Raw genomic sequence first — 25,950 nt, forward strand, 5'->3', positions numbered from 1 at the left:
CCCCGCCGCACGTCAGGCGAAACGCCAGCGCGTCTGGCTGAACGGCTCCCCCTTGCCGAAACCGAACGCGGTGCGCGGCGCCACGGCGAAGACGAACGCGGGACCGTACTTGTCCTGGAACGCGCCGTCCTCGCGCACCTCGAAACGCCACGCGGCGCCGTACTTCCCCTCCCACGCCCCGGCGAGTTCCCGCAGCCGGGCCACGTCGGTCACGCGCACCGCCTCGCCCTCGACGACGAGGTCGCAGCCCTCGGCCCAGGTGTTCACCCCGGTGGTGAGGACGACGTACGGGTTCTCCGCCAGGTTCATGGCCTTGCGCTCGCCCGCCCCCGTGGCGAAGTGCAGCGCCCCGTCCCGCCAGACGCCCAGCAGCGGGGTCACGTGCGGGCGGCCGTCCGGCCGCACCGTCGACAGCCAGTACAGCTCGGCCGCGGCCAGCCGCTCCACGGCCTCGGGCCAGGGGGTCGCCGCCGCGCCCGGGCTGCTGTAGCGGGCATCGACATCGGTCCTCGGTGATGTGTCCGTCATGGGCTCTCCTCCTGCGACGACCAAGGGCTCTCCTGCTGCGACGCCATGGTCCCGCCCGGGAGGAGTCCCCGCACGCCCCGGCGCTTCCGCACGCCTCTCCGGTTAGGCTCGGGCTCGTACGACCTTGATCGGACCGGCCGCGCGACGCTGACCGGACCGGTGGTGCGACTTCGATCCGAGGGAGGCCGAGGATGACGGCGCCGGGGCGCAGAAGCAGTACCTTCACACGGCTGCTGCGGCACGGCTTCACCGATGCCTCGGCGGCCGAGCGGCTCCTGGAGAGCGACCAGCTCGCGCCCATAAGGGCCGATCCGGTGCTCCTCGAAGCACTCGGGAAGACCGCCGACCCGGATCTCGCACTGCTCGGACTGGTCCGGCTGGTCGAAGCGCAGGGCAGCCACGCGGCCGAGCGTGAACTCCTCGACACCCTGGTCGCCGCCAAACCGCTGCGCGACCGGCTGCTCGGCGTGCTCGGCGCCTCCGCCGCCCTCGCCGACCACCTCGCCCGCCATCCGGGCGACTGGCAGGAACTCGTCACCTACGAGCCGCAGGACCTGCATCCCGGAGTGGCGGAGTTCGAGCGCGGCCTCGCGGAGGCGAAGGACCCCGTCTCGCTGCGGGTCGCCTACCGGCGCTGTCTGCTGTCCATCGCCGCCCGCGACGTGTGCGGCACCACCGACCTCGCCCAGACCGCCGCCGAACTCGCCGACCTCGCCACCGCCACCCTGCGCGCCGCACTCGCCATCGCCGGCGACGCCGCGCCCGGCGACGCCGCGCTGTGCCGGCTCGCCGTCGTCGCGATGGGCAAGTGCGGCGGGCACGAACTCAACTACGTGTCCGACGTCGACGTGATCTTCGTGGGGGAGGCGGTCGACGGGGCCGACGAGGGCAAGGCGATCCAGGCCGCCACCCGGCTCGCCGCCCACATGATGCGGATCTGCTCCGAGACGACCGTCGAGGGCAGCATCTGGCCCGTCGACGCCAACCTGCGGCCCGAGGGGCGCAACGGGCCGCTCGTCCGCACGCTCAGCAGCCATCTCGCCTACTACCAGCGATGGGCCAAGACCTGGGAGTTCCAGGCACTGCTCAAGGCGCGGCCGGTCGCCGGGGACATCGAGCTCGGCGCGGAGTACGTGGCCACGCTCGCGCCGCTCGTCTGGCACGCCGCCGAGCGCGACAACTTCGTCGCCGACGTGCAGAAGATGCGGCGCCGGGTGGTCGAGAACATCCCCGTGGCCGAGGTCGACCGGGAGCTGAAACTCGGGCCGGGAGGGCTGAGGGACGTCGAATTCGCCGTGCAGCTGCTGCAGTTGGTGCACGGCCGGGCCGATTCCTCGCTGCGCAGCGGCACCACGCTCGACGCCTTGAAGGCACTCGCCGCGGGCGGGTACGTGGGGCGTGCCGACGCCGTCCAGCTCGACGACTCCTACCGGTTCCTGAGACTGATGGAGCACCGCATACAGCTCTACCGGCTGCGGCGGACCCATCTGGTGCCGGAGGACAGTGCCGATCTGCGGCGCATCGGACGGTCGTTGGGGCTGCGTGTCGATCCGGTCGTCGAGCTGAAGCGCGAGTGGAAGCGGCACCGGGCCGTGGTGCGGCGGCTGCACGAGAAGCTCTTCTACCGGCCGCTGCTCGACGCCGTCGCCCAACTCGCCACCGGCGAGGCCCGGCTGAGCGCGGACGCGGCCCGGGAGCGGCTGGTCGCGCTCGGATACGCCGACCCGGCCGCCGCCCTGCGGCACCTGGAGGCGCTGGCCTCCGGCGTCTCGCGCAAGGCGGCCATCCAACGGACCCTGCTGCCCGTGCTGTTGGGATGGTTCGCGGACTCCGCCGAACCCGACGCCGGCCTGCTCAACTTCCGCAAGGTCTCGGACGCGCTGGGGAAGACCCCTTGGTACCTGAGGCTGTTGAGGGACGAAGGCGCCGCGGCCGAGAACCTCGCGCGCGTGCTGTCCGCGGGGCGGCTCGCCCCCGACCTGCTGATGCGCGCCCCGGAGGCGGTCGCGCTGCTCGGCGACGGGGACGGCGGCGGGCTGGAGCCGCGTGCCCGGGCGCATCTGGAGCAGGAGGTGCTCGCGGCGGTGCGGCGGGCCGCCGGGGGTGAACAGGCGGTCACCGCCGCGCGCGGGGTGCGGCGGCGGGAGCTCTTCCGTACCGCCGCGGCCGACATCGTCGCCTCCTACGGCACCGAGGAGACGCCCGTCGTCGCCGACCAGGGCGCCCTCGTGGACCAGGTCGGCGGTGCGGTGTCCGACCTGACCGCGGCGACGCTCGCGGGGACCCTGCGGGCCGTGGTGCGGGACGGGTGGGGGGACACTCTGCCCACCCGGTTCGCGGTGATCGCGATGGGACGGTTCGGAGGGCACGAGCTCGGCTACGGGTCCGACGCGGACGTGCTGTTCGTGCACGAGCCCCGGGAGGGCGTGGACGAGCACGAGGCGTCCCGGGCCGCCAGTGCCGTGGTGTCCGAGATGCGGCGGCTGCTCCAGGTCTCCAGCGCGGATCCGCCGCTGCTGATCGACGCGGATCTGCGGCCCGAGGGGAAGTCCGGGCCGCTCGTGCGCTCGCTGAAGTCGTACGAGGCGTACTACCGGCGGTGGTCGCTGGTGTGGGAGTCGCAGGCGCTGCTGCGGGCCGAGTTCGTGGCCGGGGACGAGGATCTGGGGCGTCGGTTCATCGAGCTCGTCGATCCGCTGCGGTATCCGGCGGAGGGGCTGGGCGAGGACGCCGTACGGGAGATACGGCGGCTGAAGGCCCGGATGGAGTCGGAGCGGATGCCTCGCGGGGCGGATCCGACGCTGCACACCAAACTGGGGCGGGGCGGGCTGTCCGACGTGGAGTGGACGGTGCAGCTGTTCCAGTTGCGGCACGGGTGGGACGAACCGGGGCTGCGGACCACGCGGACGCGGGAGGCGCTGGCGGCCGCGTGCGCGGCGGAGCTGGTGTCGGGGGAGGACGCGGCGATCCTCGACGAGGCGTGGGTGCTGGCCACGCGGGTGCGCAATGCCGTCATGCTGGTGCGGGGGCGGGCCGGGGACACGTTTCCGTCCGACGGGCGGGAACTGGCCGCCGTGGGGCGATACCTGGGGTACGGGCCCGGTCATGTGGGCGACATGCTCGACGACTACCGGCGGACCACTCGGCGGGCGCGGGCCGTGGTGGACGAGTTGTTCTACGGGGCGTGAAGCGTCGGGGCGGGTGCGGGTGCGGGTGCGGGTGCGGTTGCGGGCGGTGGTGGGGGCGGGGCCGTGCCGGTACGTCGAGCCCGTCGCCGTTGGATCAGGCGTGGGCCGGGTACGGGAGCCGCTGCTCGATCCGGGCGTAAGCGACGGGCTGCGACGTACCGGCACGGCCCCTCGCGTGCGTTGCCGGGTGCGGGTGCGTGCGCCGGCTGCGGCTGCGGCCCCTCGCGTGCGTTGCCGGGTGCGGGTGCGGGTGCGGTTGCGGGCGGTGGTGGGGGCGGGGCCGTGCCGGTACGTCGAGCCCGTCGCCGTTGGATCAGGCGTGGGCCGGGTACGGGAGCCGCTGCTCGATCCGGGCGTAAGCGACGGGCTGCGACGTACCGGCACGGCCCCTCGCGTGCGTCGCCGGGTGCGGGTGCCTGGGGAGGGCAGAGGGGCTCTGGAGGGGCGTTGTCAGGCCTTGAGGGGGAGCATGGGTTTCCCCCGCGTCCCGGGTACCCAGCGCGGCAGCGCGTACGGCAGGGTGCCGTACCAGAGGCGGGCCACCGTGAAGCCGAAGGCAAGGCAGAGCATGCCGCCGACCGCGTCGAGCCAGAAGTGGTTGGCGGTGGAGACGATGACCAGCAGGGTGGCCGCCGGATAGAGGAGGCCCAGGACGCGGGCCCACGGTGCCGAGGACAGGGCGAAGATCGTCAGGCCGCACCAGAGCGACCAGCCGATGTGCATCGACGGCATCGCGGCGTACTGGTTCGACATGTGCTTGAGGTCGCCGGAGGCCATCGAGCCCCAGGTGTGGTGGACGACGACCGTGTCCACGAAGTGGCCGCCGTTCATCAGGCGGGGCGGGGCGAGCGGGAAGAAGTAGTAGCCGACCAGGGCCACCGCCGTCGTGGCGAACAGGGCCAGACGCGCCGCCGCGTAGCGGCCCGGATGGCTGTGGTAGAGCCAGACCAGGACGGCCAGCGTCACCACGAAGTGCAGCGTCGCGTAGTAGTAGTTCATCCCGATGATCAGCCATGTCGCCGAGTTGACGGCATGGTTGACCGACTGCTCGACCGCGATCCCGAGATCATGCTCCACGCGCCAGATCCAGTCCGCGTTGCGCAGGGCCTTGCCCCTCTGCTCCGGCACGGCGTTGCGGATCAGCGAGTACGTCCAGTAACTCGCCGCGATGAGCAGGATCTCGAACCAGAAGCGGGGGCGACGCGGAGTACGCAGACGGCGCAGGAAGGTCTTTCCCGCACGGTCCTCCGCGACGGGGCGTGGAGCGGCCCGGTCCTGGCCTTCCAGTGTCGTCACGGTCGTCTCACCCATAGGCGCAAAGTCTGCCAGAAAAGCGTTCCGCGACCGATCATCCCCTGGTCGGGTCCTGGCCGCACGTTCTACACCGAACGGACCGCTACGAGTGGCGTAGGGGATCGTCCCTAGGGACGATGTCGGTCCCCAGGGGCCGAAGCGGTCGAACCGCGCACCACCAGTTCCGGCATGAACACGAACTCACTGTGCGGAGCCGGAGTCCCCCCGATCTCCTCCAGCAGCGTCCGCACCGCCGCCTGCCCCATGGCCGGCACCGGCTTGCGGATCGTCGTCAGGGGCGGGTCGGTGAAGGCGATCAGCGGTGAGTCGTCGAAGCCCACGACGGATATGTCCTTCGGTACGTCCAGGCCGCGCCCGCGCGCCGCCCGTATCGCCCCGAGAGCCATCATGTCGCTGGCGCAGACGATCGCGGTGCAGTCCCGTTCGATGAGCGCGGCGGCCGCGGCCTGCCCGCCCTCCAGGGTGTACAGCGAGTGCTGGACCAGTCGCTCCTCGACATCGGCGGGAGCGAGCCCCAGCTGCTCCTGCATCGTGCGCACGAAGCCCTCGATCTTGCGCTGCACGGGCACGAACCGCTTCGGACCCAGGGCGAGCCCGATGTGGGTGTGCCCGAGCGAGACGAGGTGCGTGACCGCCAGGTCCATCGCCGCGCGGTCGTCGGGCGAGATGAACGGCGCCTGCACCTTCGGCGAGAACCCGTCGACCAGGACGAAGGGGACCCCCTGGGCGCGCAGCTGCTCGTAGCGCTGCATGTCCGCCGAGGTGTCCGCGTGCAGCCCGGAGACGAAGATGATGCCGGCGACTCCCCGGTCCACCAGCATCTCCGTCAGTTCGTCCTCGGTCGAGCCGCCCGGCGTCTGGGTCGCGAGGACCGGGGTGTACCCCTGGCGGGTCAGCGCCTGCCCGATGACCTGCGCCAGCGCGGGGAATATCGGGTTCTCCAGCTCGGGGGTGATCAGGCCCACCAGGCCCTCGCTGCGCTGCCGCAACCGGACCGGGCGCTCGTAGCCCAGCACGTCGAGCGCGGCCAGGACGGACTGGCGGGTGGTCGCGGCGACACCGGGCTTCCCGTTCAGGACGCGGCTGACAGTCGCCTCACTGACCCCCGCCTGGGCTGCGATGTCGGCAAGCCGTGTGGTCACGGGATGGGACTGTACCTGCCGGTTCTCGCCCTGCCCACCAACCAGACGCCGTGTGCGGGCGGTTGATCGGCCCGCTCCGGGCTGCTGCGTCATCGCGCTCCCTCGTGTTCTGGTCGGCTCGGCGTCCCGGACGTGCGCCGCGGGAAGGGGTGGCTCCTGCAAGGCGCTGACGGGCCGATGATCCCCGTACGGGGCGGGTATGGCAAGAGCTTGCAGAGTCTTGCACAGGGGCTCCGCTGCCCGCTGAGCGGCCTCGGACAAGGGTTTCCGTACCATCGCCGCCCGGTCACGGGCGGGTAACTCTCGGCAGTCCTTGCACTTTTTTGCTGCAAGGTCTTTCGCACCGCTTACAACGCTGTTACGTTCACGTCGCCCGGCGGACGCAACGGCGCAGTCGGCAAGTCGGCAAGGGGAGCGGGCGGGACCGCTTCCCCACCCACTCGGGCTTTCACCCTCAAGGAGATCTCATGCGGCGTGGCATAGCGGCCACCGCGCTGGTGGCGTCCCTCGCCCTCGCGGCGACGGCCTGCGGCGGCAGTGACAGCGGCAGCGACAAGTCGGACGGCCCCACCACCATCACCTGGTGGGACACCTCCAACGCCACCAATGAGGCGCCGACGTACAAGGCACTGGCCCAGCAGTTCGAGAAGGCCAACCCGGACATCAAGGTCAAGTACGTCAACGTCCCCTTCGACCAGGCGCAGAACAAGTTCGACACGGCCGCCGGCTCCAAGGGCGCCCCGGACATCCTGCGCTCGGAGGTGGGCTGGACCCCGGCGTTCGCGAAGAAGGGCTTCTTCCTGCCGCTGGACGGCACCGAGGCCCTCGCGGACCAGGCCAAGTTCCAGCCCAGCCTGATCGAGCAGGCCAAGTTCGACGGCAAGACGTACGGTGTCCCGCTGGTGACCGACACCCTCGCGCTCGTCTACAACAAGGCGCTGTACAAGAAGGCCGGCATCACCGAGGCCCCCAAGACCTGGGACGACCTGAAGAAGGCCGCCGCCACGATCAAGCAGAAGACGGGCGTCGACGGCTACTGGGGCTCGACGCAGGCGTACTACGCGCAGTCGTTCCTCTACGGCGAGGGCACCGACACCGTCGACGCCTCGGCCAAGAAGATCACCGTGAACTCGGCCGCCGCGCAGAAGGCGTACGGCACCTGGCTGGGCCTGTTCTCCGGCAAGGGACTGCACAAGGCCGACACCACCGCCGACGCCTACGCCCACATCCAGGACGCGTTCGTCAACGGCAAGGTCGCCTCGATCGTCCAGGGACCCTGGGAGATCACCAACTTCTACAAGGGCTCGGCCTTCACGGACAAGACCAACCTCGGTATCGCCACCGTCCCGGCCGGCTCCACCGGCAAGGCGGGCGCCCCGACCGGCGGCCACAACCTCTCGGTCTACGCCGGGTCCGACAAGGCCCACCAGGCGGCGTCGCTGAAGTTCGTGAAGTTCATGACCTCGGCCGCCTCGCAGGCCAAGATCGCGCTCAAGAACTCCACGCTGCCCACCCGTGACGACGCCTACACCAGCGACGTCAAGGCCGACCCGGGCATCGCCGGCTACCAGACGGTGCTCGCGGCCGCCCAGCCGCGGCCGGCGCTGCCCGAGTACAGCTCGCTGTGGGGCCCGCTCGACACCGAGCTGCCGAAGATCGCGGGTGGCAAGGAGTCCCTGGACAAGGGCCTGAGCAACGTCGAACTGGCGATCGCCAAGCTGGTCCCGGACTTCAGCAAGTGAGTCCGTGTGGCCGTCGGATCCCCTCCCGGACCCCGGGGGAGGGGAGGGGATCCGACGGCCACCGGCGTGCGCACGGCCCCAACCCTGATCTTCCAGAAGGTGTCGAACCATGACAGTCGCCATCGACCGAGCGACCGGAAAGCGTGTCGGTGACCGCGGGTCACGCCCCGGTCGGCTCCAGCGTCTCAAGCGCGGGTACCAGAAGTACTGGTACGCGTACGCGATGATCGCCCCGGTGGTCGTCGTGCTCGGCGGACTGGTGCTGTATCCGCTGGTGCGGGGCCTCTACCTGACGCTCACGGACGCCAACAGCCTCAACTCCGCCCGCACGATCGGCGTCAACCACATCGACGCCACCTACAAGTTCATCGGCCTCGACAACTACAAGGACATCCTGTGGGGCCCGACGTCGTACGACCGCTTCTGGTCGCACTTCATCTGGACCATCGTGTGGACGGTGCTCTGTGTCGCCCTCCACTACTGCATCGGGCTCGGCCTCGCCCTGCTGCTCAACCAGAAGCTGCGCGGCCGCACCTTCTACCGGCTGCTCCTGGTGCTGCCCTGGGCCGTGCCGACGTTCGTCACCGTCTTCGGCTGGCGCTTCATGCTCGCGGACGGCGGCATCATCAACTCCATGCTCGACGCGGTGCACCTGCCGTCGCCGCTGTGGCTGGAGGACACCTTCTGGCAGCGGTTCGCGGCGATCATGGTCAACACCTGGTGCGGTGTGCCCTTCATGATGGTCTCGCTCCTCGGCGGCCTGCAGTCCATCGACGGCACGCTGTACGAGGCCGCGGAGATGGACGGCGCGAACGCCTGGCAGCAGTTCCGCTACGTCACCCTGCCGGGCCTGCGGTCGGTCAGCTCCACCGTCGTCCTGCTCGGCATCATCTGGACGTTCAACCAGTTCGCCGTGATCTTCCTGCTGTTCGGCAACACCGCGCCGGACGCGCAGATCCTGGTCACCTGGGCGTACTACCTCGGCTTCGGACAGCAGCCGCGTGACTTCGCGCAGTCGGCCGCCTACGGCATGCTGCTGCTGGCCATCCTCGTCGTCTTCACCTCCTTCTACCGCCGCTGGCTGAACCGCAATGACCAGCAGCTCGCGATCTGAGGCGGGAGTCTCCATGAGTACCACCACCCTTCGGACGTCTCCGGCCGAGCAGGTCCCCGCGCACGGCGAACCGTCCGTCCGGGCCCGCCGACGCGGGGAGCGCGGGCTCGTCGGCTCGCTCACCTCCCACGGCATCCTCATCGTCGCGAGCCTGATCGCGCTCTTCCCGATCGCCTGGCTGATCTTCCTGTCCCTCGGCCCGGACAAGGACGACTACCTGCACCCCGGACGCATCTGGGACAAGATGACGTTCGACAACTACTCCTTCGTGCTCCAGCACACGAACTTCTTCGAGTGGATGAAGAGCTCGCTCATCGTCTCGCTCGGCACCACGGTCATCGGTGTGATGGTCGCGGCCACCACCGGGTACGCCGTCTCGCGCATGCGCTTCCCCGGCTACAAGAAGTTCATGTGGGTCCTGCTGGTCACGCAGATGTTCCCGATCGCCGTGCTGATCGTGCCGATGTACCAGATCCTCTCGGACCTGCAGCTCATCGACTCCTACCTCGGCCTGATCCTCGTCTACTGCTCGACGGCGGTGCCCTACAGCGCCTGGCTGCTCAAGGGCTACTTCGACACCATCCCGTTCGAGATCGACGAGGCCGGACGGGTCGACGGGCTGAGCCCCTTCGGCACCTTCTTCCGGCTGATCCTGCCGCTCGCCAAGCCGGGCCTCGCGGTCGCCGCCTTCTACAACTTCATCACCGCCTTCGGTGAGGTCGCGTTCGCCTCCACGTTCATGCTCGACGACTCGAAGTACACCTTCGCGGTCGGCCTGCAGAGCTTCGTCAGCGAGCACGACGCGCAGCGCAACCTGATGGCCGCCACGGCAGTGCTCATCGCGATACCCGTCTCGGCGTTCTTCTACCTCGTGCAGAAGAACCTCGTCACCGGACTCACCGCCGGCGGCACGAAGGGCTGACCCGCCCGGGAAGCCCCCAGGCTCCCGCGCGCTCGTCGCGCGCGGGTGGCGGCCGCGGTGTCCATCCGACCCCGCCGGCACCGCGGCCGCCTCGTTCCGCCACCCGACGACCACCTCCCTCCCCGCGCCCCGGGCCCAGCCCGGGCGGAGAGGGAGATCCCACCTCGAACTCCTCCCCCCTCTCGGCTTCGGCCGAGCGGGGGGACCCCCACCGCATCAAGGACGCCATGAGCCAGCACTCCGCCGACCAGGCCCCGAACTCCGCCCTCGCCACCGTCGCCGACCGTCGCGACTGGTGGCGCGACGCGGTGATCTACCAGGTCTATCCGCGCAGCTTCGCCGACAGCAACGGCGACGGCATGGGCGACCTGGAGGGCGTACGTACCCGACTGCCCTACCTGCGCGACCTCGGTGTGGACGCCGTGTGGCTCAGTCCCTTCTACGCCTCGCCGCAGGCCGACGCCGGATACGACGTGGCGGACTACCGGGCCGTCGACCCCATGTTCGGCAGTCTCCTGGACGCCGACGGCCTCATCCGTGACGCCCACGACCTCAACCTGCGGATCATCGTCGACCTCGTTCCCAACCACTCGTCCGACCAGCACGAGTGGTTCAAGCGCGCCCTGCGGGAGGGCCCCGGCTCCGACCTGCGTGACCGCTACCACTTCCGCTCCGGCAAGGGCGCGGACGGCGAACTGCCGCCCAACGACTGGGAGTCCATCTTCGGCGGGCCCGCCTGGACCCGGGTCACCGAGCCGGACGGCACCCCCGGCGAGTGGTACCTGCACCTCTTCGCGCCCGAGCAGCCGGACTTCAACTGGGAACACCCGGCCGTGGGCGACGAGTTCCGCTCGATCCTGCGGTTCTGGCTCGACATGGGCGTCGACGGCTTCCGTATCGACGTCGCGCACGGACTGGTGAAGGCGGAGGGTCTGCCGGACCTCGGCGACCACGACCAGTTGAAGCTGCTGGGCAACGATGTCATGCCGTTCTTCGACCAGGACGGCGTGCACGACGTGTACCGGCAGTGGCGCACGATCCTCGACGAGTACTCGGGCGAGCGGATCTTCGTCGCGGAGGCGTGGACCCCGACGATCGAACGCACCGCGAACTACGTGCGTCCCGACGAGCTGCACCAGGCCTTCAACTTCCAGTACCTGGGCACCCACTGGGACGCGGCCGAGCTGCGTTCCGTCATCGACCGGACCCTCGACGCGATGCGGCCGGTCGGCGCCCCCTCCACCTGGGTGCTGTCCAACCACGACGTGACCCGGCACGCCACCCGGTTCGCCAACGAGGCGGGCCTCGGCACCCAGATCCGCACCGCGGGCGACCGGGAGCTCGGACTGCGCCGGGCCCGCGCGGCGACCCTGCTGATGCTGGCGCTGCCCGGCTCCGCCTACCTCTACCAGGGCGAGGAGCTCGGCCTGCCCGACGTCGTCGACCTGCCCGACGAGGTGCGCCAGGACCCCGCCTACTTCCGGGGCGCCGGGCAGGACGGCTTCCGAGACGGCTGCCGGGTGCCGATCCCGTGGACCCGGACGGGTTCCTCGTACGGTTTCGGCAGCGGCGGCAGCTGGCTGCCGCAGCCCGCCGAGTGGGCGGAGCTGAGCATCGAGGCGCAGACCGGCGTGGCCGGCTCCACGCTGGAGCTGTACCGCGACGCGCTCGCCGTGCGGCGGGAGCGGTCCGACCTCGGGGCGGGCGACACCGTCAGCTGGCTGGACGCGCCGGACGGTGTCCTCGCCTTCCGCCGGGGCGCGTTCGTCTGCACCGCGAACACCGGGAGCGAGTCCGTGACCGTCCCGGCGTACGGCAGGGTGCTCGTCGCGAGCGGCGAGGTGACCCTGTCGCGGGACGGCGAGGCGAAGCTGCCGGCCGACACGACCGTGTGGTGGGCAGCCTGACCCTCCCGCCACGACGGCTGAGTGGTGCCCCGGTCCTCCTGGACCGGGGCACCACTTTTTTACGCACTGAAATTCCTTACGACATCTTGCTGAAACTTGGCGGCAAGGGATACGTTCCGGCTCACGCCCGACTGATTCACTGGGCAACTTCCTTCCAGGCCCCCCCACTTGCACCCCGGAGCCCCGGTCACCCGCGCCCGTACACCCCCACCGCACAACGACGTGCAGGAGATGACATGGCCAAGAGAACTCTTGCCACCGCGCTCGCGCTCGCCGCGGGCATGGCGGCCTCGGTGGTCCTGCCCACCGGTACCGCCCAGGCCTCCCCGCCCGGCACCAAGGACGTCACCGCCGTCCTCTTCGAGTGGAAGTTCGACTCCGTCGCCAAGGAGTGCACCAACACGCTGGGCCCGGCCGGCTACGGCTACGTCCAGGTGTCCCCGCCCGCCGAGCACATACAGGGCTCGCAGTGGTGGACCTCGTACCAGCCCGTGAGCTACAGGATCGCCGGGCGGCTCGGTGACGCCACCGCCTTCCGGAACATGGTCAGCACCTGCCACGCGGCCGGGGTGAAGGTCGTGACGGACACGGTGATCAACCACATGTCGGCCGGTTCCGGCACCGGAACCGGCGGGTCCTCGTACACGAAGTACAACTACCCGGGCCTGTACTCCTCGTACGACATGGACGACTGCACGGCGACGATCAGCGACTACACCAACCGCGCCAACGTCCAGAACTGCGAACTCGTCGGTCTCGCCGACCTGGACACCGGTGAGGAGTACGTCCGGTCCACCATCGCCGGGTACATGAACACCCTGCTCGGGTACGGCGTCGACGGCTTCCGCATCGACGCGGCCAAGCACATCCCGGCGGCCGACCTCGCCAACATCAAGTCCCGGCTCAGCAATCCGTCCGTGTACTGGAAGCAGGAGGTCATCTACGGTTCCGGCGAGGCGGTCCAGCCCACCGAGTACACGGGCAACGGGGACGTCCAGGAGTTCCGGTACGCGTACGACCTCAAGCGGATCTTCAACAACGAGAACCTCGCCTATCTGAAGAACTACGGCGAGGGCTGGGGCTACATGAGCAGCTCCGTCGCGGCCGTCTTCGTCGACAACCACGACACCGAGCGCAACGGCTCGACCCTGAACTACAAGGACGGCGCGAACTACACGCTCGCCAACGTCTTCATGCTGGCCTACCCGTACGGCGCCCCGGACATCAACTCCGGCTACGAGTGGTCCGACGCGGACGCCGGTCCACCCAACGGCGGCACCGTCAACGCCTGCTGGCAGGACGGCTGGAAGTGCCAGCACGCCTGGCCCGAGATCAAGTCGATGGTGGCCTTCCGCAACGCCACCCGCGGACAGGTGCTGACCAACTGGTGGGACGACGGCAACGACGCCATCGCCTTCGGCCGCGGCAGCAAGGGCTTCGTCGCCATCAACCACGAGACCTCCTCGCTGAGTCGGACGTACATGACGTCCCTCGCGGCAGGCACCTACTGCAACGTGCAGAACAACACGCAGGTCACGGTGAACGGTTCGGGGCAGTTCACGGCGACGCTGGGCGCCAACACGGCACTCGCCCTCTACGCGGGCAAGTCCAGCTGCTGAAAAGTCTTTCCGCACCTTGCAAGACTCTTGCTGTAAACCTTGCGTGAGCGATACGGTCACGCGGGCGTTCGGCACCGGAGCCGCACGCAGCGCGGGGTCGGACCCATATGCGCCGTAATCGCTAGGAGTTCACACCGGTGGACCTGATACCGAGAGGGCCGGCGCACCGCCCCGGCCGTTCCAGGCTGCGCGCGGCCGTCCTCGCCGCCGCGCTCGCCGTATCGTTCGCGCAACCCCTCGCGGCGCGGGCCGAGACCCCGCCCGCGCCGCCGTCGGACGCCCGGCTCGCCGCCGCGCCGGCCCGGCACGACGACACCCGCGAGCAGTTCTACTTCGTGATGCCGGACCGTTTCGCCAACGGTGACACGGCCAACGACCGCGGTGGCCTGACCGGCTCCCGCCTCTCCACCGGCTACGACCCCACGGACAAGGGCTTCTACCAGGGCGGCGACCTCAAGGGCCTGACCCGGAGGCTCGACTACATCAAGGGGCTCGGCACCACCGCCATCTGGATGGCGCCCATCTTCAAGAACCAGCCGGTGCAGGGCACCGGCACGGACGCCTCCGCCGGCTACCACGGTTACTGGATCACCGACTTCACCCGCGTCGACCCGCACTTCGGCACCAACAAGGACCTGGAGACCCTCATCTCCAAGGCCCACGCCAAGGGCATGAAGGTCTTCTTCGACGTCATCACCAACCACACCGCCGACGTCGTCGACTACGCGGAGAAGTCCTACGGCTATCTCTCCAAGGGCGCCTTCCCCTACCTGACCAAGGACGGGAAGCCCTTCGACGACGAGGACTACGCCGACGGGACACGGACGTTCCCGTCCGTGGGCGCCGGCTCCTTCCCCCGCACACCGACCGTGCCCGCCGAGAAGAAGAACACCAAGGTCCCGTCCTGGCTCAACGACCCGGCGATGTACCACAACCGGGGTGACTCCACCTACACCGGCGAGTCCACCACCTACGGCGACTTCTCCGGCCTGGACGACCTGTGGACCGAGCGTCCCGAGGTCGTCAGCGGCATGGAGAAGATCTACGAGCGGTGGGTCGGGGACTTCGGCGTCGACGGCTTCCGGATCGACACCGTGAAGCACGTGGACATGCCGTTCTGGACGCAGTGGGCCACCGCCCTGGACCGCTACGCGGCCGAGCGCGGCCGGAAGAACTTCTTCATGTTCGGCGAGGTCTACTCCGCCGACACCTCGGTCACCTCGCCGTACGTCACCCAGGGCCGGCTCGACGCCACCCTCGACTTCCCCTTCCAGGACGCGGCACGCTCCTACGCCTCCCAGGGCGGCAGCGCGAAGAAGCTGGCGTCCGTGTTCGGGGACGACTACAAGTACACGACCGACAAGGCCAACGCCTACGAACAGGTCACCTTCCTCGGCAACCACGACATGGGCCGCATCGGATCCTTCCTGAAGCAGGACGACCCGAAGGGCACGGACGCGGAGCTGGTGAAGAAGGACCGGCTCGCCAACGAGCTGATGTTCCTCAGCCGCGGCAACCCCGTCGTCTACTACGGCGACGAACAGGGCTTCACCGGCGCGGGCGGCGACAAGGACGCCCGTCAGACGATGTTCGCCTCCCGGGTCGCCGACTACCTCGACGACGACGAGCTCGGCACCGACCGTACGCACGCGAGTGACGCCTACGACACGAGCGCGCCGCTCTACCAGGAGATCGCCGCTCTCTCGAAGCTCCGCAAGGACAACCCGGCCCTCGCGGACGGAGTGCAGACCGAGCGGTACGCGGCCGACGGGCCGGGCGTCTACGCCTTCTCCCGTACGGGCGGCGACCGGACCGAGTACCTCGTCGCCCTCAACAACGCGGGCGAGGCGAAGACGGCGACCTTCGCGACCGGCTCCGTCGGCATGACCTTCCAGGGGATCTACGGGACCTCGTCCCGGCTGACCAGCGACGCCGACAGGAACGTCACCGTCACCGTCCCCGCCGGTTCCGCCGTCGCCCTCAAGGCGGCCCGTCCGCTCGGCGCCCCCGCCGCGAAGCCCTCGCTCACCCTGAAGGCGCCCGACGCGGGCGCGACCGGCACCGTCGAGCTCGGCGCCGACGTCACCGGCGGTCAGCTCGACCGCGTCGTCTTCGCCGCCCAGGTCGGAGACGGAAAGTGGCGGACCCTCGGCTCCGCCGACCACGCCCCGTACAAGGTCACCCAGGTCATCGGCAAGGACGTGCCGGCCGGAACCGCGCTGCGCTACAAGGCCGTGGTCGTCGACTCCGCCGGGCGTACCGCCAGCGCGACGGCGACGTCCGCCACCGGGACCCCGCCCGCCCCCGAGGTCCCCACCGCCTCCTCGCGCGACTACGCGATCGTCCACTACAAGCGCACCGACGGGGACTACACCGACTGGCGGCTCTACGCCTGGGGCGACCTCGCCGACGGCGAGGCGACGACCTGGCCCGCGGGCCACGACTTCATCGGCCGGGACTCCTACGGGGCCTTCGCCTACGTCAAGTTGAAGCCGGGCGCCTCCAGCGTCGGGTTCCTCGTCATCGACAAGGACGGCAACAAGGACGTCGCCACCGACCGCACGATCGACGTCACCAGGACCGGCGAGGTCTGGCTCGAACAGGGCAAGGAGCCGGTCCTCACCGAGCGGCCCGATCACCCCGCGCAGGACAAGACCAAGGCGATCCTGCACTACCACCGCGCCGACGGCGACTACACCGGCTGGGGCCTGCACACCTGGACCGGGGCCGCGACACCCACGGACTGGACGAAGCCTCTGGAGCCGGTACGCACCGACGCCTACGGAGCCGTCTACGAGGTGCCGCTCGCCGAGGGCGCGACCAGCCTCAGCTACATCCTCCACAAGGGCGACGAGAAGGACCTGCCCACTGACCAGTCCCTCGACCTGACCGCGAACGGCCACGAGGTGTGGCTGGTGAACGGCCAGGAGAAGTACCTGCTCCCGCAGCCCGCGGGCAGCGCGGCCGCGCTCGACCTGACCACCTCCAAGGCGGTCTGGATCGACCGGGACACCGTCGCCTGGAACGGTTCCGACGCCGCCGCGTCCACCCAGCTCCTGTCCTCCCGCGACGGGTCGATCGCCGTCAAGGACGGGACGCTGACCAGCGACGACGAGCGCTGGCTGCGGCTGGAGAAGACCACCCTGACCGACGCCCAGAAGGCCGCGTTCCCGCACCTCCAGGACTACACCGCCTGGTCCGTCGATCCACGCGACCGAGGGCGGGTGAAGGAGGCCCTCAGCGGTCAGATCGTCGCCTCCCAACGGGCCGCGAACGGCGCCGTACTCGCGGCGACCGGCGTCCAGATCGCCGGCGTGCTCGACGATCTGTACGACGCGACCAAGGCGCGGTTGGGCCCGACGTTCCGCGACGGGCGTCCCACCCTCGCCGTGTGGGCGCCGACCGCGCAGAGCGTGGCGCTGGAACTCGACCGCTCCACGGTGGCCATGAAGAGGAACGACACCACCGGCGTCTGGTCCGTCACCGGCACGAAGTCCTGGCGGAACAAGCCCTACCGGTACGTCGTGAAGGTGTGGGCGCCCACCGCCCGCAAGGTCGTCACCAACAAGGTCACCGACCCCTACTCGCTCGCCCTCACCACCGACTCCGAGCGCAGTCTCGTCGTCGACCTGAAGGACAGGTCCCTCGCCCCGGGCGGCTGGTCCACCCTGAAGAAGCCCAAGGCCGTGCCGCTGCGGGACGCCCAGATCCAGGAGCTGCACATCCGCGACTTCTCGGTGGCGGACAGGACCGTCCCGGCCAAGGACAGAGGCACCTATCTCGCCTTCGCCGACAAGGGCAGCGACGGCTCGAAGCACCTGCGGGCACTGGCCGCGTCCGGCACGTCGTACGTGCACCTGCTGCCCGCGTTCGACATCGCCACCATCCCCGAGAAGAAGGCCGACCGGGCGACCCCCGACTGCGACCTCGCCGCCTACCCGGCCGACTCCGACCAGCAGCAGGAGTGCGTCGCGAAGGCCGCCGCGAAGGACGCGTACAACTGGGGCTACGACCCGTACCACTACACGGTGCCGGAAGGCTCGTACGCCACCGACCCGGACGGCACCGGCCGCACGGTCGAGTTCCGCAAGATGGTCAAGTCGCTCAACGAGGACGGCCTGCGCGTCGTCATGGACGTGGTCTACAACCACACCGCCGCCAGTGGGCAGGCCGACACCAGCGTCCTCGACCAGGTGGTGCCCGGCTACTACCAGCGGCTGCTCGCCGACGGGTCCGTCGCCAACTCCACCTGCTGCGCCAACACGGCGACCGAGAACGCCATGATGGGCAAGCTGGTGGTGGACTCGATCGTCACCTGGGCCAAGGAGTACAAGGTCGACGGCTTCCGCTTCGACCTCATGGGACACCAGCCCAAGGCCAACATCCTGGCGGTCAGGAAGGCCCTCGACGCGCTCACGGTCGCGAAGGACGGCGTCGACGGAAAGAAGATCGTCATGTACGGGGAGGGCTGGAACTTCGGTGAGGTCGCCGACGACGCCCGCTTCGTGCAGGCCACCCAGAAGAACATGGCCGGGACCGGCATCGCGACCTTCTCCGACCGGGCCCGCGACGCCGTCCGCGGCGGCAGCCCCTTCGACGAGGACCCCGGCGTCCAGGGCTTCGCGTCGGGTCTGTTCACCGACCCCAACTCCTCCTCCGCCAACGGCACCCCGGCCGAGCAGAAGGCCCGCCTGCTGCACTACCAGGACCTCATCAAGGTCGGCCTGACCGGCAACCTGGCCGCGTACCGCTTCACCGACTCCGCGGGCAAGGAGGTCACGGGCTCCGGGGTCGACTACAACGGCCAGCCGGCCGGGTACGCCCAGGCGCCGGGCGACGCGCTGGCCTACGCCGACGCGCACGACAACGAGTCCCTGTACGACGCGCTCACCTACAAGCTGCCGGCCACCACGAGCGCCGACGACCGGGCACGCATGCAGGTGCTCGCCATGGCGACGGCCACCCTCTCGCAGGGCCCGTCCCTCTCCCAGGCCGGCTCCGACCTGCTGCGCTCCAAGTCCCTCGACCGCAACTCGTTCGACAGCGGCGACTGGTTCAACGCCGTCCACTGGGACTGCCGGGACGGCAACGGATTCGGCCGCGGGCTGCCGATGGCGGCCGACAACCAACCCAAGTGGCCCTACGCCAAACCCCTGTTGAGCACCGTCAAGGTCGGGTGCGGACAGATCGAGGGCAGCTCGGCCGCGTACCAGGACCTGCTGAGGATCCGTACCACCGAGAGCGCCTTCTCACTCGCCACGGCCGGCCAGGTGCAGTCGAAGCTCTCCTTCCCGCTGTCCGGCAAGGACGAGACACCCGGTGTGATCACGATGAGGCTCGGCGACCTCGTCGTCGTCCTCAACGCGACGCCCCAACGCCAGGAACAGCGGATCGGCTCGCTGTCCGGGACGCGCTACGCGCTGCACCCGGTGCAACGGGCGGGCGCCGACCCCGTCGTCAAGTCCGCCGCGTACACGAAGGAGACGGGAACCTTCACCGTTCCGGCACGGACTGTGGCCGTCTTCTCCCGGACTCCCTGACAAGGGCATTACCTTGGTGGGGCGGACCGGGAACCCGGTCCGCCCCACCGGCATGCCCGAGGCTCTCAGTTGGACGGCAACAGCAGAAGGAACGGGACGACCACCGTGCTGGTCGTCGGCGGCGTGCCGGACGACCGGCTCGCCGTCAGCGCGCTGCTGCGCCGCGCAGGTCACGAGGTCGTTCCCGTCGCCACCGCCGCGGAGGCACTGCGCGAACTCGACACCCGGCTGCGCGAGGGCACCCTGCCGGACGTGCTTCTCGTCGACGTGCGGCTGCGGGACATGACCGGCTTCGAACTCTGCCGCCGGCTCAAGGCGCATCAGACACTGGCCGCGGTGCCCGTCGTACACCTCTCGGCAGCCGGCGCGGCCCCGGGCGACCACCGGCGCAGCCTGGACTCGGGCGCCGAGGCCTGCCTGACGGTGCCGGCCGAGCCGGAGGAGATCCAGACGGTCGTACGGACCGTGCTGCACGCGGCCCGGCTGCGGGCGGACGACCAGGCGCTGATACGGCGGCTGACACTGCTGTCCGAGACGATCGTCACCGTCCAGGCCGCGCGCAGCCTCGACGAACTCGTCGACGCGGCCGCCGAGGGCACCGCCCGGCTCACCGGCCTGCCGGCCGTCGTGTTCGTCCTCGGCCCGGAGGGCGAGCTGTACCGGGGCATGTCCCCGAAGCGGATCGGCCTCGCGCTGCCCGACCGCGGGGCGCACGACGCCGTGGCCCGGCTGATCAGCAGGCTCGGAGCGGGCAGGGCCGTCGTGCACCGCACCGTCGTCCACTCGCCGCTGTGGCCCGCCGGGTTCTTCCGGCCCGGCGTCCAGGACGACGCCCGGCTGGTGCTGGCCCAGGGCGGCAAGGCACCGGTGTGCCTGGCGACGCCGGTACGCGACTCGCGCCCCCAGAGCCCCGCCGACGAGGCCGGGGTGGCACGGCTCGCCCAGGCCACCGCCCTCGCCGCCGAGCCGCTGCTGATGTACCAGGTCGAGCGCCATGTCGCCCTCACCCTGCAGCGCAGCTTCCTGCCCCAGCCGGACAAGCTGCCCGACCTGCCCGGCGTCGACATCGCGGTGCGCTACGAACCCGCGTCCCAGCAGGCCGAGATCGGCGGCGACTTCTACGCGGCGCTGCGCGTCGGCGACGGTGTCCTCGCCGCGGTCGGCGACGTCGTCGGTCACTCGCTGGACGCGGCCACCGTGATGGTCGAGATCCGGCACGCGCTGCGCGCCTACTGCGTCGAGGACAGCGACCCGGCCGTCCTCGCCGAGCGCCTCGACCGGATGCTCCAGCGCTACCATCCGGAGATCACCGCGACCGTCTGTCTGGTCCTGGTCGAGCCGGACACCGGGCGGGTACGCATCGCCAACGCGGGCCACATCCCGCCGCTGATCGTGCGCGGTTCGGGCGGTGCCGACTACGCCAAGGCCCACGGGCCGCTGCTCGGCCTCGGTCTCGCCGTCAACCGGCCGACGCCCGCCGAACTGTTCCTGGAGCCCTCGGACCGGCTCCTCGTGGTCACCGACGGCCTGATCGAGACCCGCGGCACGGACCTCGCGCTCTCCATGGAACACCTGCGCGCGGCCGTCGCCGACGCCCCGCCGGGGGTGCGCCCGCTGTGCGACATGCTCCTGGACCGCTTCGGGCAGGACCGGGAGGACGACGTCGCGATGCTGGCACTCCAGCTCAGGCCGGGACAGGCCAAACCCTAGGGCGTGTTGCGCCCTAAGGTGAGTTCGTTGACCTAGAACAGGAGTGCCCATGCCGCAGATCACCGTCGACTACTCCACCGCGCTCGACGAGTCCTTCGACCGGCGCGGATTCGCGCTCGCTCTGCACCCGGTGGTGGTCGAGACCGCCGCCGCACGGATCGAGGCGTGCAAGACGCGCTTCCGGCCGACCGGGGACAACGTGGTGGGAGCGGAGGCGGACGGACACGCCGTCGTGCACGTCACGCTCGGCCTGCTCGCCGGCCGCAGCGAGGAGACCAAGGTCCGGCTCACCGAGTCGGTGCTGGAGTTGCTGCGCAAGTACGTCGAGCCCGCCGACGGCCTCGTCCTGCACGTCTCCGCCGAGGTCCGCGATCTCGACCCGTCGTACCGCAAGTCCGAGGAGCGGAGCGGCGACTGACCGGGGTGCCTACGCCTTCGGGGGCGTGGCCAGCGCGATGAGCCGGACGGCGAGGTCGGTGAACGGCCCGTCGCCCGGCTCGCCCTGGAGCGCGCCGCGCAGCACCGTGCCCAGCTCCTCGTCCCGGGCGGCGCTCACCGCGGCCAGCGCCGCGAAGTCGTGCACGAGCTGCACCTCCAGCTCGCCACGCGGAATCCGCCGGCCGTCCAGCCAGAGCAGTGCCGTCGACTCGACCAGCGAGATCCACGAGCGGATCACCAGCTCCAGCCGGACGGGCGGGTCGTCGACCTTCAGATGCGACAGGATCTGGACATACGCGGCCTGCCGCACCGCGTCGACGAGCGCGTTGGTCTTCGAGGAGCCGACCGCGGGGCCGCCGCGCATCAACGCCGAGAAACCGGGCCCGTGATCGTCCACGAAGTCGAAGAACCGGCGCATGACCCGCAGCAGCCGGGCGCCCAGCGGTCCCTCCCGCGGCTCCACGAACCGACTCGCGAGGTCGTCCGCGGCGCGCTGCAACGCGGCCTCGTACAGACTGAGTTTGCCGGGGAAGTAGTGGTAGACCAACGGTCGGGAGATGCCCGCCGCCGAGGCTATCTCGTCGATGGAGACCTCGTCGGGCGAGCGTCGGCTGAACAGTTCGAGGGCGACGCCGATCAGCTGCTGCCGCCGCTCCTCGACACCCATCCTGCGGCGTACCCCGGTTGTCATGCGAACACCTTACCGATCGGATCCGGCCGGGAACGGGCTGGACCGACCAGGGGCGTTCACATGTCCAGCACCAGGCGGTCGCCGCGCGCCCGCGACACACAGATCAGCATCGAGTCGCCACGCTCCGTGTCCGTGAGCAGTTCGTCCCGGTGGTCGATCTCGCCCTCCAGGACGCGTTGTTGGCAGGTTCCGCAGAATCCCTGCTCACAGGAGTAGAGGGTGTCGGGCAGTTCGGCCCGTACGGCGGCGAGCAGCGTGGAGTCGGCCGGCACGGTCACGGTCCGTGCGCTGCGCCGCAGTTCGGCCTCGAAGGCGCGGTCGCCGTCACCCGCGGCGGCGGCGCGCGGAGTGAAGCGCTCCAGGTGCAGCGCGGCTCCCTCCGGCAGCCTCTCCTCGACCGCCGCCATCAGCCCCTCCGGCCCGCAGCAGTGGACGGCCGTCCCCTCGGGCAGGCCGGCCAACAGCATGTCGAGGTCCGGCCGCCCGTCCATGTCCTCGGCCACGACGGTGACCCGCGCCGGGTCCAGCTGCTCGACCTCCTCCAGGAACGGCATCGACGCCCGGCTGCGCCCGGCGTACAACAGCCGCCAGTCCGCGCGGCCCCGGACCGCCCGCAGCATCGGCAGGAGGGGAGTGATCCCGATGCCGCCCGCGACGAAGACGTACCCGGGCGCCTGGGCCAGCGGGAACCGGTTGCGCGGTCCGCGCACCTCGACCGTCATGCCCTCCCGCAGCCGTTCGTGGACCTCGCGCGAGCCGCCCCGCCCGTCCTCGACCAGCCGCGCCGCGACGGTGTACGACGAGGTGTCCGCGGGGTCGCCGCACAGCGAGTACTGCCGTACGAGCCCGGACGGCAGCACCAGGTCGAGGTGGGCGCCGGGTTCCCAGCGCGGCAGACCCTGTCCCTCCAGGCGCAGTTGTACGACACCGTCGGCGATCCGCTCGTGTCCGGAGACCGTCAGCCGCAGGGCCCGGGAGCGCGGGCGGCCGGAGACCGGTTCCTCCAGGGCGGGCAGCGGCCACAGGGGCGAGGCCCCGATCCGGCGGCGCAGCGCACGCCGGACGAGCAGGGCCGTACCCGCGACGGCCGCGAGGGTCCGCAGCCGGGGCGTCACGCGCGCTCCTCGGCCGTGGCCGCGGCTCGTGCGGCGGGAGAGGTGGCCAGGTAGGCGACGGCCTGCGCGGTGGATCCCTCCTGGGAGGGGTGGTAGGAGCGGCTGAGGTAGCGCGGGATGGACCTGAGCATGTCCCCGGTCGACGGCAGCACGCCCTGCCGTCCGCTCAGGTAGAAGTCCTTGAAGCTCGCCCGGCCCGCCGTCAGGGTCGGGTCGTTCTCCATGAAGAAGCGCGCCCCGCGCTGCCACAGGAAGACGAGCGCGGTGAAGGCGGTGGCCCAGGTTCGCGCGCGCCGCCGGTAGCCCCCGTCGACGTGCATGAACAGCTCGAAGGCGACCGAGCGGTGCTCGACTTCCTCCGCGCCGTGCCAGCGCAGCAGGTCCAGCATGGTCGGATCGGCGCCGCGCCGGTCCAACTCCTGGGCGTTCAGCACCCAGTCGCCGAGGAAGGCGGTGTAGTGCTCGATCGCGGCGATGATCGCGACCCGTTCCATCAGCCACCATCTGCGGGCCCGGCCCGGGGGAAGGGTGCGGTCGCCCAGCAGCTTCTCGAAGAGCCAGTCGACCTGCGCGGTGTAGGGCGTGGGGTCGAGCCCGAGTTCCCTGAGGTGGGGGAGGACCTCGTCGTGGGCCTGCGAGTGCATCGCCTCCTGCCCGATGAACCCGATCACGTCCTCGCGCAGCCGCTCGTCCCTGATGTGGGGCAGCACCTGCCGGTAGACGTGGACGAACCAGCGTTCACCGGCGGGCAGCAGCAGGTGCAGCACGTTGATCGTGTGGGCGGCGAACGGGTCTCCCGGCACCCAGTGCAGGGGGGTGTCCTCCCAGGAGAACGACACCTTCCGCGCCTTGAGCGGGGTCCGCTCCGATGCGACCGGCCGGGGCGGTCGGGCGTGCGTGTGAGACATGGCGTCAATGTACTGACGAGTAGGGCGGGGGAGAACCCCTGTGCGCCTACTTGTTGACACGAACGTCAACTAGCTCCGCGGCCCTGGCTCGGCGGGCCTGGGGCCGCGTCCACTAGCGCAGCCCGGTGACCGACCTGCCGTCCGTCAGGTTCCCCCGCAGTCCCGCCTGGGCCCCCTGCTCGGTCCGTACGGCGAGCAGGGGACCCCGCGCGGATCCGGTCACCCCACCGGTCGCGGTGACCGACGTGGTGTCCTTGCTGCCGGCCGCGAGCAGATACCAGGCGCCCGCTCCCGACTTCCACAGCACGCCCGCCAGCACATGGGAGTCGCGCGCGCCGCACGCGGGTGAGTTCTCGGCCTTCGCCGCGACCGCCCCGTACGTACCGCCCGGGGTGTGGAACTGGGCCAGGACGCGGGTGCCGTCGCCCCGCCAGGTGTCGGCCCGCGTGCACACCCACGCCGCCTCCCCGCTCGCGTCCGGCAGCGGCTGGCGCGCGTACTGCCACGCGTTCACGGACCGCACGCCTTCGGAGCGCATGGCGGTCAGCGAGCAGGCGAACGGCGCCCAGTTCCGCAGCGCCGCCGCACCGGTGGCCTCGTGCGGCGCCGAGGGCGAACCGGAGGTGAGATGGGCCGGAGTCAGCTCGCCCAGGTCGGTCATCAACCGGGTGCCGGTGGCGTCGGTCAGCTGCAGCGCGTTCCACGACGTGCACGTGCCCGTCCGGGCGGGACCCGCCAGCGGGGAGGTGGCACCGTCGGCCGACAGGGTGAGGGCCGTCGGGTCTGCCGCCGGTTTCATCAGGTCGCGCTCGGCGGCCCCGGTCACCCAGGGAGCGGTCAGATAGCGGACGTTGCCGTCGGCGCGGTCCAGGACGACCGCGCTCGCCTCGGCCCCCCGCGCGCCGTCGACCCGCGCGAAGTCGAGGGCCGCCCCGCCGGTGCCGTCGCGCGGCTCGGCGTACCGGGCGATGCGCAGCCCGTCGTAGAACAGCACCACGTGGGCCTGGTCCACGTCACCGGCGTACAGCAGCTGGGGCGGTCCCGGCGGGGCGCCCGCCGGGGTGCCCGGGGTCGCCGAGACCTGCACGGACTCGCCCGGGCGGGCCCAGACGGCGAGGGCGCGGCGCAGCAGCGCGCTGTTTCCGGCGAGGTTTCCGCGCGCGGGCCACACGGACAGGTCCGTGCGCGCGGACGTCCGCCAGGCCGCCGGGGAGACCCGGGTCACCTTTCCGGGATCCAGCGCGGCCACGGCGGCGGGGTTCTGCGCGTACGAGGGGGCCGCGGCGCCCTCGGGGCCCCAGCCGTCGCCGGGCAGGGCGAGCAGCGCACCGCAGACGGCGACCGCCGCACCGGCGGCGAGCGCGGCCTTCATGTGCTGCCTGCGCCGCAGCAGGTCGGTGGGCCGGGCGTGCAGCGCGCAGGGGTCGAACTCGGGGGAGCGGAGCAGTGGGTCGCGGGCCTCGACCCGGTCGGCCTCCGCGAGCGCCGCTCGTGGGTCGCCGACCCCCGCCGCCGCGAGCAACCTGCGCACGTCGGCGTCGGGCAGCTTCTCCAGCCCGCGCAGCACATACGCGGCGCGGGCCGCACCGGACAGCGCGGACAGCCGCTGGTCCAGGGCGAGTTCGTCGGCACCGCCCGAGCGGGGGAACAGTCTCAGGCCCCACACGTGGGGCAGCAGCGGCGGCAGCTGGGACCGCTTCGGCCACGCGGTGCGCCGCAGCGGCAGTCCGGCCTCCAGTGCCGTACGCACGACCGTGAGACGTACGAACGCGTAGCCCGGGTCGCCGTCGCGGCCGGTGGCCTGGGCCGGGATCACGGTCGAGGGCGTGCGGCGCCGGGGCAGCGCTCGCTGGGTGAGGGCGTGCGCGGTCAGCACCCGCCGGTTGCGGCCGAGGCTCGGCGGCAGCACCAGATAGGCGAGCCGGACGAGCCGCGGGTAGTGCTCGACGAGCGCGGCCTCGGCCTGGGTGACGTCGACGACCGGTCCGGAGGAGGCTGTGGGGCGCGGGGCTACATCCTGTGACTGCACGTTCAGCAGAACGAGCGAATCGGTGGATGGTCACCTCCGCCCG

At 70.9% G+C, this 25,950-nt stretch carries 16 protein-coding genes; 9 read left to right on the forward strand and 7 right to left on the reverse strand.

The window, feature by feature from the left end; all coding sequences use genetic code 11:
• Positions 1–12 precede the first annotated feature (12 nt).
• The gene (locus OG199_RS29350; protein WP_356800872.1) at positions 13–528 is read right to left on the reverse strand and encodes a pyridoxamine 5'-phosphate oxidase family protein; all 516 of its coding nucleotides are present in this window, start codon (positions 526–528) and stop codon (positions 13–15) included.
• Positions 529–719: 191 nt separating this feature from the next.
• On the opposite strand from OG199_RS29350, the gene OG199_RS29355 reads away from it, so the two are divergent.
• On the forward strand, positions 720–3,716 hold the full coding sequence (locus OG199_RS29355; RefSeq protein ID WP_401798798.1) for a bifunctional [glutamine synthetase] adenylyltransferase/[glutamine synthetase]-adenylyl-L-tyrosine phosphorylase: 2,997 nt from the start codon (positions 720–722) through the stop codon (positions 3,714–3,716).
• A gap of 450 nt (positions 3,717–4,166) precedes the next feature.
• On the opposite strand, the gene OG199_RS29360 is transcribed toward OG199_RS29355, so the two are convergent.
• Both OG199_RS29360 and OG199_RS29365 read right to left on the reverse strand, forming a co-directional pair.
• Positions 4,167–5,027, reverse strand: a complete 861-nt coding sequence (locus OG199_RS29360; protein ID WP_405832009.1) for a phosphatase PAP2 family protein — start codon at positions 5,025–5,027, stop codon at positions 4,167–4,169.
• Positions 5,028–5,137: 110 nt separating this feature from the next.
• Entirely contained in the window at positions 5,138–6,172 is a 1,035-nt protein-coding gene (locus OG199_RS29365) for a LacI family DNA-binding transcriptional regulator (protein ID WP_356806560.1), read from the reverse strand.
• A 467-nt stretch (positions 6,173–6,639) separates the two neighbouring features.
• On the opposite strand from OG199_RS29365, the gene OG199_RS29370 reads away from it, so the two are divergent.
• From OG199_RS29370 to OG199_RS29405, 8 genes are all read left to right on the forward strand, one after another.
• Entirely contained in the window at positions 6,640–7,914 is a 1,275-nt protein-coding gene (locus tag OG199_RS29370; protein ID WP_356806562.1) for an extracellular solute-binding protein, read from the forward strand.
• 109 nt (positions 7,915–8,023) lie between these two features.
• Positions 8,024–9,028: a carbohydrate ABC transporter permease gene (locus OG199_RS29375; RefSeq protein ID WP_266698742.1), complete on the forward strand. Its 1,005-nt coding sequence runs from the start codon at positions 8,024–8,026 to the stop codon at positions 9,026–9,028.
• 13 nt (positions 9,029–9,041) lie between these two features.
• Entirely contained in the window at positions 9,042–9,950 is a 909-nt protein-coding gene (locus OG199_RS29380; protein ID WP_356806564.1) for an ABC transporter permease subunit, read from the forward strand.
• Positions 9,951–10,177: 227 nt separating this feature from the next.
• Positions 10,178–11,857 carry a glycoside hydrolase family 13 protein gene (locus OG199_RS29385; RefSeq protein ID WP_405832012.1) on the forward strand — a complete coding sequence of 560 codons (1,680 nt, stop codon included), beginning with the start codon at positions 10,178–10,180 and terminating at the stop codon, positions 11,855–11,857.
• Between the two features lie 236 nt (positions 11,858–12,093).
• Positions 12,094–13,476, forward strand: a complete 1,383-nt coding sequence (locus OG199_RS29390; protein ID WP_405832013.1) for an alpha-amylase family protein — start codon at positions 12,094–12,096, stop codon at positions 13,474–13,476.
• 143 nt (positions 13,477–13,619) lie between these two features.
• The gene (gene pulA, locus OG199_RS29395; RefSeq protein ID WP_405834715.1) at positions 13,620–19,016 is read left to right on the forward strand and encodes a pullulanase-type alpha-1,6-glucosidase; all 5,397 of its coding nucleotides are present in this window, start codon (positions 13,620–13,622) and stop codon (positions 19,014–19,016) included.
• A gap of 69 nt (positions 19,017–19,085) precedes the next feature.
• A complete protein-coding gene (locus OG199_RS29400) occupies positions 19,086–20,726 on the forward strand; it encodes a SpoIIE family protein phosphatase (RefSeq protein ID WP_405832015.1) in 1,641 nt (546 codons plus the stop codon).
• Positions 20,727–20,775: 49 nt separating this feature from the next.
• The gene (locus OG199_RS29405) at positions 20,776–21,144 is read left to right on the forward strand and encodes a 5-carboxymethyl-2-hydroxymuconate Delta-isomerase (protein ID WP_356807543.1); all 369 of its coding nucleotides are present in this window, start codon (positions 20,776–20,778) and stop codon (positions 21,142–21,144) included.
• A 9-nt stretch (positions 21,145–21,153) separates the two neighbouring features.
• Here the strand turns inward: OG199_RS29405 and OG199_RS29410 are convergent, their stop codons facing one another.
• The 4 genes from OG199_RS29410 to OG199_RS29425 all read right to left on the reverse strand — a co-directional run bounded on the left by OG199_RS29410 (position 21,154) and on the right by OG199_RS29425 (position 25,907).
• Positions 21,154–21,855 (reverse strand): TetR/AcrR family transcriptional regulator, encoded by a 702-nt coding sequence (locus OG199_RS29410; protein WP_356807541.1) that lies wholly within the window; start codon positions 21,853–21,855, stop codon positions 21,154–21,156.
• Between the two features lie 56 nt (positions 21,856–21,911).
• Positions 21,912–22,970 (reverse strand): PDR/VanB family oxidoreductase, encoded by a 1,059-nt coding sequence (locus OG199_RS29415; protein ID WP_405832016.1) that lies wholly within the window; start codon positions 22,968–22,970, stop codon positions 21,912–21,914.
• A complete protein-coding gene (locus OG199_RS29420) occupies positions 22,967–23,878 on the reverse strand; it encodes a metal-dependent hydrolase (RefSeq protein ID WP_401798786.1) in 912 nt (303 codons plus the stop codon). The genes OG199_RS29415 and OG199_RS29420 overlap by 4 nt, the downstream gene beginning before the upstream one ends.
• A gap of 112 nt (positions 23,879–23,990) precedes the next feature.
• On the reverse strand, positions 23,991–25,907 hold the full coding sequence (locus tag OG199_RS29425; protein ID WP_405832018.1) for a hypothetical protein: 1,917 nt from the start codon (positions 25,905–25,907) through the stop codon (positions 23,991–23,993).
• Positions 25,908–25,950: the final 43 nt, after the last annotated feature.

This window comes from Streptomyces sp. NBC_01176 (assembly GCF_045039825.1).
GTDB lineage: Bacteria > Actinomycetota > Actinomycetes > Streptomycetales > Streptomycetaceae > Streptomyces.